This is a genomic window from Cyanothece sp. BG0011, assembly GCF_003013815.1.
Taxonomy (GTDB): domain Bacteria; phylum Cyanobacteriota; class Cyanobacteriia; order Cyanobacteriales; family Microcystaceae; genus Crocosphaera.
Window position 1 is genome coordinate 1 of record NZ_PRLH01000075.1, and the last position, 7,342, is coordinate 7,342.

The following is a 7,342-nucleotide window of genomic DNA, read 5'->3' on the forward strand; positions in this document are numbered from 1 at the left end:
GATATATTCACCAAAGAAAAAATCATCTTGCGATCGCACTTTTAAACCATATTTTCTGGAACCGATTCCTTGCTTTTCCAGTAAATGATTAATACATTGATAAGCGTTGCTTTCAGATGGGAGTAAATGACGAAATACGGATAATAATAAAGTTAAAGTGGTTAATCGTTGTTGTCCATCAACTACCTCTACTTGAGGTTTTTGTGATTTTTGAATGAGAATAATACTACCCAAAAAATAATCACAATTATTATTATCTAAATAAGGAAAAGCATCTAATAAATCATCCATTAACTCTAAAACTTGGTCTTTTTCCCACGAATAAGGCCGTTGATAGGATGGGATTTCAAATTGATAATTAGAAAGCGTAAAAATTTGCTCTAGTGTTTGCTCAGATGCTTGAATTGTCATGTTTAGGTATTTGAACTCAGGTTAACACTTACCTGTAGTATTCCCAATTTTTTAGGTTCTCTAACAGAGATTCTCAGCAAAGGGTTACACTAAGAGCAACAGTAGTTCCGGCTTAGTAATAGGTTGACTAGCCAGATAATTTTTATTTAAAAAGTTGTCTAATTTTTTGACCAATAGAATCAGAAGGATTCAGCGGCCATTTTAATTGACATAAAGTACCTCTTGAGGTTAGGCACTCTCGTTTAAATGTCCCTCCAATATTTTTGGCTAACCTTTGACATTGTTGGGTTCCTTTTCCTTCATAATTTGAAAACTGCTTAAACCCATTATCTTTAATCACTAAATAATAAAATCCCTCTTTATTTTTACCCGTTGCATTAATCCTCGTGACTCCATTGGCGTGTTTTCCAATATTACATAAACTTTCTTCTAAAAACTGACAGAGTTCTCGTTTTTGTTGATAATTAATATGGTTATCTTCAATGGGATCAAAAGAACGGGCTTTAATTTTAACGGTTATGAAGTTCGGTAAATTACGAGTTAAAGTTTCAGTATAAACTTGATAAAATAGTTGATGCAGAGGATGATTTAAGTTAAGTTTACTTCCATTGCCTAACAGTAAAGTTTCTTCTTGCCTGAGAGAATCTAATTTAAGATTTTCACCGACGTTTCTAATTTCTTGATTCAATATGTCTAATTCTTGTAATAAATGGTCTTTGGGTATCTTCTGATCTTTAACATTTTTTAGGAGATTAGCAAGGGTTTGTAACGGTCCATTATGAATGGTAGTAAAGGCATTCTCAATGGTTAATTGACGAGTTTCTATTTCTGCTTTTACTTTTCTTTGATACTGAAAAAAACTAGCTAATAAAATACCATTTAACCCTAAAGCAAGTAAAGACGGAATAAGGGGAATCCACCAGCCTATTAATAATAATAAATAACTAATTATTGCTAAAGTGATTGCACTCAAAAAAGTGGTTAAAAAACTATTTTGGGGAGAAACAATAAAACCACTAATCATCAAACCTAATAATCCCCATACGATAATCCATAAATATTCAAATATTTCGTGCCAACTGTTTAAAAAAGGTCGTTTATTTTCCACTGCACTAATAATTTGACTCACCACATGAGCTTGAAATTCTACTCCATAAATTTGTCCCGGTAATTCCCTCGACTTCACTGCCGATGTATTAACAAAATCTTTAATACTTGGAGCAGTAACACCAATCAGAATAACTTTATCTTTTAACCAATTAGGATTAAATTTATCTTGCTCAATATCCTCAAGACTTAAGCGACGAAAAGGATTGACGTTATTACGAAAATTAAGTAAGCTTTGCACGCCAAAATTATCGGTTTTTTGATAAGCTCCTGTATGACTAAAAAAGCGAGGTATTTCTACTGAGTTAAATCTCATAGCATTGGGATCGTTTAAGCCATTTTTGAGTAAAATTCCATCTTTTTTTAAATAAACCTCGGCTAATTTTAAGGGAAAGGAGAAACCATAATCTTGCGGATTTTCAGGTTTTAAACTTCCTAATAAACTCCTTCTGGTTTTTCCATCCAAATCGATTAAAATATCAACAAATCCTATTTTATCTTTGGATAATTTAGGGGGTTTAGCAATCCTAGGAGATAAGATTTTTTCCACTCCGATTAAATTATCACTATTTTCAAAAATTTTAACTAACTTTTGATGTCCCGGGGCTACAGGAATATCTCTAACAATATCTAATCCGATCGCTCTGGGTTCATATTGTTGTAATGTGTTAATAAGCTTGGCAATTTGTTGATCCGATAAAGGGTAAGTTCCGGCTTTTCTGATATCTTCTTCGGTAATTCCAATAATAATAATTCTTTCATCAGTGGGTTCAGAAGGTCGTAACCGTAACAATAAATCAAAGGTAAACCACTCCCAATATTGAAATCCTCCTATTAAACGGATGATCACAACCAATGAAATCATAAAGATACCGAGACTTATGGAGGCAAGGAAGTCGTCTTGATTACTTATTTTTTTCCATTGATTATAAATTGAGTTCAACATTTATTTATTACTAATCAATCAATCCCTCTTCTCTAGCTCTAATTTCTGTTTGCACACGCAGATTTTTTCCTTCTTTTTTACTATCTTCAGGATAAATGTTTAAAACATCTTGTATTTTTGTCCAATAATGGCGAACAGTTCGTTCAGCAACATTCATTTCCTGGGCTATCATTTTATCAGTCAATCCTTGCTCAAAGGCAAGACTCAGTACGTCTAACCATTCTGATTTTATTTCTAATTGATTGTTTAAGTCTTTGGTATGAGTGAGACCTTGCAATGACCAGTTCATACGAGTGAACATATCTTGGGTTGAAAGTCCTTTATCTGCAAGGGTAAACCCTCCTTGATGACTATCAATTTCGTGTTTAATTCGGATTAACGCTTTCACATAACTACTTTGTACCATTAAATTGAGTTGAGGATAGTTTTTTATCAATTGTTGAACTAATTGAATGCCTGTTTCAACTTGAGCCGTCATCCCAGACTGTTCAGGAATTGAGAGATCAATGACCACTAAGTCAGGAGAAATGGTTCTTACTTTTTCTAAAAGTGCTTTGGCCGTGTTGGCTGTTGAGAGTTCTGCCTGTGGATAATGCTGCCGTAAAATGTTAAAGGTTCCTCCTAAAATTAAGGGATGATCATCGACAATTACGATTTTAAGTTTTTCTACAGAGGAGTCCTTTTGATCCATTACAATTACCTCAACATTTACGAAAATTGTCATTTTTTACGACTTCAATGATTTTTCTCTCACTTCAATATAATTTAAGTCAAGGGTAAAAATCTTTTCAAAATCTTGACAACATGGGGACTAACCTAGTTATAATCACAATTCTATTGCTTACTATTAAGATTATGAACAAGGAACAACTGGTTAAAGCCATTGCCGCCGAAACAGATGAATCTCAGGCGGTTGTTATCAAGATACTCAATGCTATGACTGAAACCATTGTCGAAACGGTTGCCGAGGGGGATAAAGTGACTCTTGTGGGTTTTGGAACCTTTGAGCCACGGCCCCGGAAGGAACGTCAGGGTAAAAATCCAAAAACAGGGGAACCCTTGACGATCCCTGCTACTACGGTTCCTGCATTTAGTGCCGGCAAGGGATTTAAGGAGAAAGTCAAACCTTAAAAGGAAATTGGCAAACCTGCGGGAGATTAAGAAGAATTCTTCTCATTGCTTTTAAGGTAGAGGTCAAGAATAATTGACCTCTACCTCGTTAAGAAGTGGATTGTCTTGAGTGCGTCTTCTCTTGATGCGCGTTCCCTAGGTGCTTACGGACTCGAAGAGGGACGAAGTCTAGCACCGAGGTCGCACCGCTATATTCTCAATGGGATTCAGAATTACGCACTCGCTTTTTATGATGACCATGAAAACGAATCCCTAAGAAGACATCATAGAGAAAATTCCACAGATTTTTCCCTTTTAATAATCCTAAAGATTGCTCGCACCCTTTGGCATCTAATAAGGGTTTGGTCGCATGATAAGCCGGTCTATATTTATACCAAGGAATAGACGGCCATAAATGATGAACTAAGTGATAGTTTTGTCCGAAAATTAGGAAGTTGAGAATGGCACTAGGATAAACCCTAGCATTTTTCCAGCGATCGCGTTCTTCAAAGGGTCGATGGGGTAAATAATCGAAAAATAAACCTAAAGCCACCCCTACCACTAAAGCTGGAACAAACCAGAAATTCATCACATAACCGATAAACCCGTAATGAATGCCCAAAAAAACAACAGTAAACAAAAATAATCTACTTAAAAACCATTCTAAAAGTTCGTATTTCTTCCAGAGACGACGTTTAAAAAAGAAAATTTCGTGATAAAAAAAGCGCGCTGCTATCATCCATAGCGGTCCACCGGTCGAAACAAAGTGATCCGGATCATTATCGGGATCATTGACGTTGGCATGATGTTGTAGATGAACCCGTGTGAACACAGGAAAAGCAAAACCTAACATCAAGGCACTTCCATGACCCAAAATAGCATTGATAATGCGATTACGGTGAGCAGCATTATGAGAGGCATCATGGATCACTGTACCTGATAAATGTAGAGCAAGAACACTACAAACAAAACAAATCCAGTCTGGCCATTGCCATAACCAATAACCGCAAATCGAACAACCAATGAGGGATAAGGCGGTAAAAAACATCACCACGTTGGGGTTGAACCCTCCTGGGGGTTTGAGAAACTCTCTAGGGACTGTTTGCAGCGTTTGTGCCGACTGCATGGCTGTTTCTTGCTCCTTTATCGACATTATCATTGATCTTTGAGTAGTTTACACGATAACAGAAATTTAATAAAGATTTGTAACATTATCTCATCTTATGTAAAGATTGAGGTTAAATTACGAAAACTCAAGCTTAAAGTGTCGTTCATTGGTTTGCCCATCAGACTTCATAAGTTAAGAATAGTTTAGGTAGAGGTCATTTCAGGAATAAAACATGACTATTTTAATGATTTCTCAGAAGGCAGCTTTACCATCAATCAAACGTTAAAATTAAATAAAAAGTAAACAGATTTAATAATTATGAGTGATCAATTTTCTTGGAGTCAAAACTGGTATCCTATCAGTCCATTAAGTTATCTTGATGCTTCTGTTCCTACTCCTGTTACCGTTTTAGGTAAAAAGTTGGTTATTTGGCAGAATAAAAAGCAACAATGGATCGTCATGGACGATCAATGCCCTCATAAATTAGCACAACTTTCTTTAGGGAAAATAGAGGAGGATGGGACCCTAATGTGTCGTCATCATGGATGGTGTTTTAATGAGGAAGGGAACTGTACCAAAATTCCGATGTTAGTTGAAGAAGAAGCCATTAAAACAGCTTGCAATAGTCCACGGTCTAAAGTAACAGTTTATCCCACACAAGTTAAACAAGGATTATTATGGGTTTGGCCCGATAATAAAGACACAGCCTTTGAAGATTGTCAATTAAAAGAACCTGCGATTATTCCCGAATGTGGTTTAGATGTTACCGCAACAGATTGGCATTTATTAGAGGTTCCTGTCGGTTATATTGTCTCAGTAGAAAGCAGTTTTGATCCGTCCCATGCTCAATTTCTTCATGAAGGGTTAGCTGGATTTTCTCCTGATAAAACTGTACCGATCGCCTCTTTTAAAGCAGTAGAAGAAATATCAGCCGAAGCCGGTTTTACTTTAAAGCATAGTGGTTACAATCTATTAAATAAAGACATGGAAGCCACACGAAAATTTACGCCTCCTTGTTGTAATACCACTATTTATCGTTATCCTAACGGCAATCTGATGTTATCGCAACTTTATTTTATTCCGACTGAACCCGGCCGATGTCGTTATATTGGTAAGTTTATTACTAGCATGAACTTTTCACAAAAAAACTTGATCTTAGATCGGTTACCAAAGAAACTAAAAACCGGGTTGAGCCATCTATCAACCTATCAGTTAAGTGACCAAGATTTAATGGTTATGCACGCTCAAGAAACCTTACAAGCTCAGTTAGAAAAACCTTGGCACAAAAGCTATTTTTTACCCTCAAAAGCTGATATGGGAATTATGACGTTTCGCCAATGGTTAGATCAGTTTGCAGGAGGAAAACCAGCCTATGAAAATGTTAAAGAAACTCCCTATCAATCCTTGACAGATGAAGAGTTATATGATCGGTGGCATCGACACACAAAATATTGTTCCAGTTGTCGAGCTACGGTAGACTTTTTAGGAAAAGTTGAAACCTATTCTCGTTATTCGATGATCATTTTTTCAATCTTAACTTTACTATTATTACTGCTACCAATATCAGGCAAACTCGCAATTTTGTCAACAATTTTTGCTGTCATAAGTGTTTTAATTTCATTGCTATCGGATGATTTACGTCATCGTTTCATCAGTGGTTTACCGAGAAATGGATTACCCATTAGAAAACTATATGATCGGTAACTAACACTTTGATGAACTGACGACTTGCTATAATTAACCATTCCTTACCTTTAAAGAGTGATATTATTAACATGGATCAAATATGGCGATATATAAAAGCCGTAATGGGGATTATTTTCCGTCACCCTATTACAGGTGCTACGATTATTCCCGTGCTTCCTGATGGCCGTATTGTTTTGATTCAACGAAAAGATACAGGAAAATGGGGACTTCCAGGGGGTATTGTAGACTGGGGAGAAGACATTGTAACCACAGCTAAGCGAGAATTAAAAGAAGAAACCGGATTAGATTTATTAAAGGTGAATCGTTTAGTGGGGGTTTATTCTTCTATGGATCGAGATCCAAGAATACACTCTATTTCTATTTTAATGGAGGCAGAAGTTACAGGGAGTTTTGCTGTAGAAGATACCCTCGAAGTGATAGGAATTGAAGCATTTTCTCGTGATAATTTACCCTTAGGAAATCTTTCCCATGATCACGATCGCCAGTTAACTGATTATTTAAAAGGGTTAACCGTATTAGCTTGATGATTGAAATATGAATAATAAAGATCAATCGTTTATTTAAAGTGGTTAATTTAGGTGTGATCAGTAGTGTTGTGTCGTTGTCAAAGACGTTCACTTATTGAATTAATATTATTTATTATGAGTTACTTTGACAAAAAAAATGTAGTCATTATTGGGGGAGGCCCCACCGGTTTAGGCACTGCTTTAATGTTAGCAAAAAGAGGGTGGAAAGATATTATAGTCATTGAAAAAAGACCCTCGGCTGATTATTATGAACCAGATAAATCCTTTAACTATCAAATTGATGGCCGAGGACAAAAATTAACAGATTTATTAAACCTGACTGAGCAATTGGCTGATTTAAGTGTTGCTAACACAGACTTTTATTTAACACTGATTAAAGCAGATGGAACAAGAAAAATAACAAAACTTCCTATCGTTGACCCTGAA

Annotated in this window: 8 protein-coding genes; 4 read left to right on the top strand and 4 right to left on the bottom strand. The window is 35.9% G+C overall.

Going from position 1 to position 7,342, the window contains the following annotated elements:
* The 3 genes from C4E06_RS10295 to C4E06_RS10305 form a co-directional block, all read right to left on the bottom strand.
* Nucleotides 1-411: DUF262 domain-containing protein (locus tag C4E06_RS10295; RefSeq protein WP_157951139.1), on the bottom strand; the 411-nt coding region annotated here is incomplete at its 3' end.
* Between the two features lie 142 nt (nt 412-553).
* Nucleotides 554-2,383 carry a CHASE2 domain-containing protein gene (locus C4E06_RS10300; protein ID WP_198648517.1) on the bottom strand — a complete coding sequence of 610 codons (1,830 nt, stop codon included), beginning with the start codon at nt 2,381-2,383 and terminating at the stop codon, nt 554-556.
* A 91-nt stretch (nt 2,384-2,474) separates the two neighbouring features.
* On the bottom strand, nt 2,475-3,155 hold the full coding sequence (locus C4E06_RS10305; protein ID WP_107667989.1) for a response regulator transcription factor: 681 nt from the start codon (nt 3,153-3,155) through the stop codon (nt 2,475-2,477).
* A 164-nt stretch (nt 3,156-3,319) separates the two neighbouring features.
* On the opposite strand from C4E06_RS10305, the gene C4E06_RS10310 reads away from it, so the two are divergent.
* Nucleotides 3,320-3,595: an HU family DNA-binding protein gene (locus C4E06_RS10310; protein ID WP_107667993.1), complete on the top strand. Its 276-nt coding sequence runs from the start codon at nt 3,320-3,322 to the stop codon at nt 3,593-3,595.
* A 196-nt stretch (nt 3,596-3,791) separates the two neighbouring features.
* On the opposite strand, the gene crtR is transcribed toward C4E06_RS10310, so the two are convergent.
* Nucleotides 3,792-4,700 carry a beta-carotene hydroxylase gene (gene crtR, locus C4E06_RS10315; RefSeq protein WP_107667990.1) on the bottom strand — a complete coding sequence of 303 codons (909 nt, stop codon included), beginning with the start codon at nt 4,698-4,700 and terminating at the stop codon, nt 3,792-3,794.
* 300 nt (nt 4,701-5,000) lie between these two features.
* Here crtR and C4E06_RS10320 point away from each other — a divergent pair, with 300 nt between their 5' ends.
* From C4E06_RS10320 to C4E06_RS10330, 3 genes are all read left to right on the top strand, one after another.
* Nucleotides 5,001-6,386: a Rieske 2Fe-2S domain-containing protein gene (locus C4E06_RS10320; protein ID WP_107667991.1), complete on the top strand. Its 1,386-nt coding sequence runs from the start codon at nt 5,001-5,003 to the stop codon at nt 6,384-6,386.
* Between the two features lie 71 nt (nt 6,387-6,457).
* Nucleotides 6,458-6,913 (top strand): NUDIX domain-containing protein, encoded by a 456-nt coding sequence (locus tag C4E06_RS10325; protein ID WP_107667992.1) that lies wholly within the window; start codon nt 6,458-6,460, stop codon nt 6,911-6,913.
* A 117-nt stretch (nt 6,914-7,030) separates the two neighbouring features.
* Nucleotides 7,031-7,342: NAD(P)/FAD-dependent oxidoreductase (locus tag C4E06_RS10330; RefSeq protein WP_157951140.1), on the top strand; the 312-nt coding region annotated here is incomplete at its 3' end.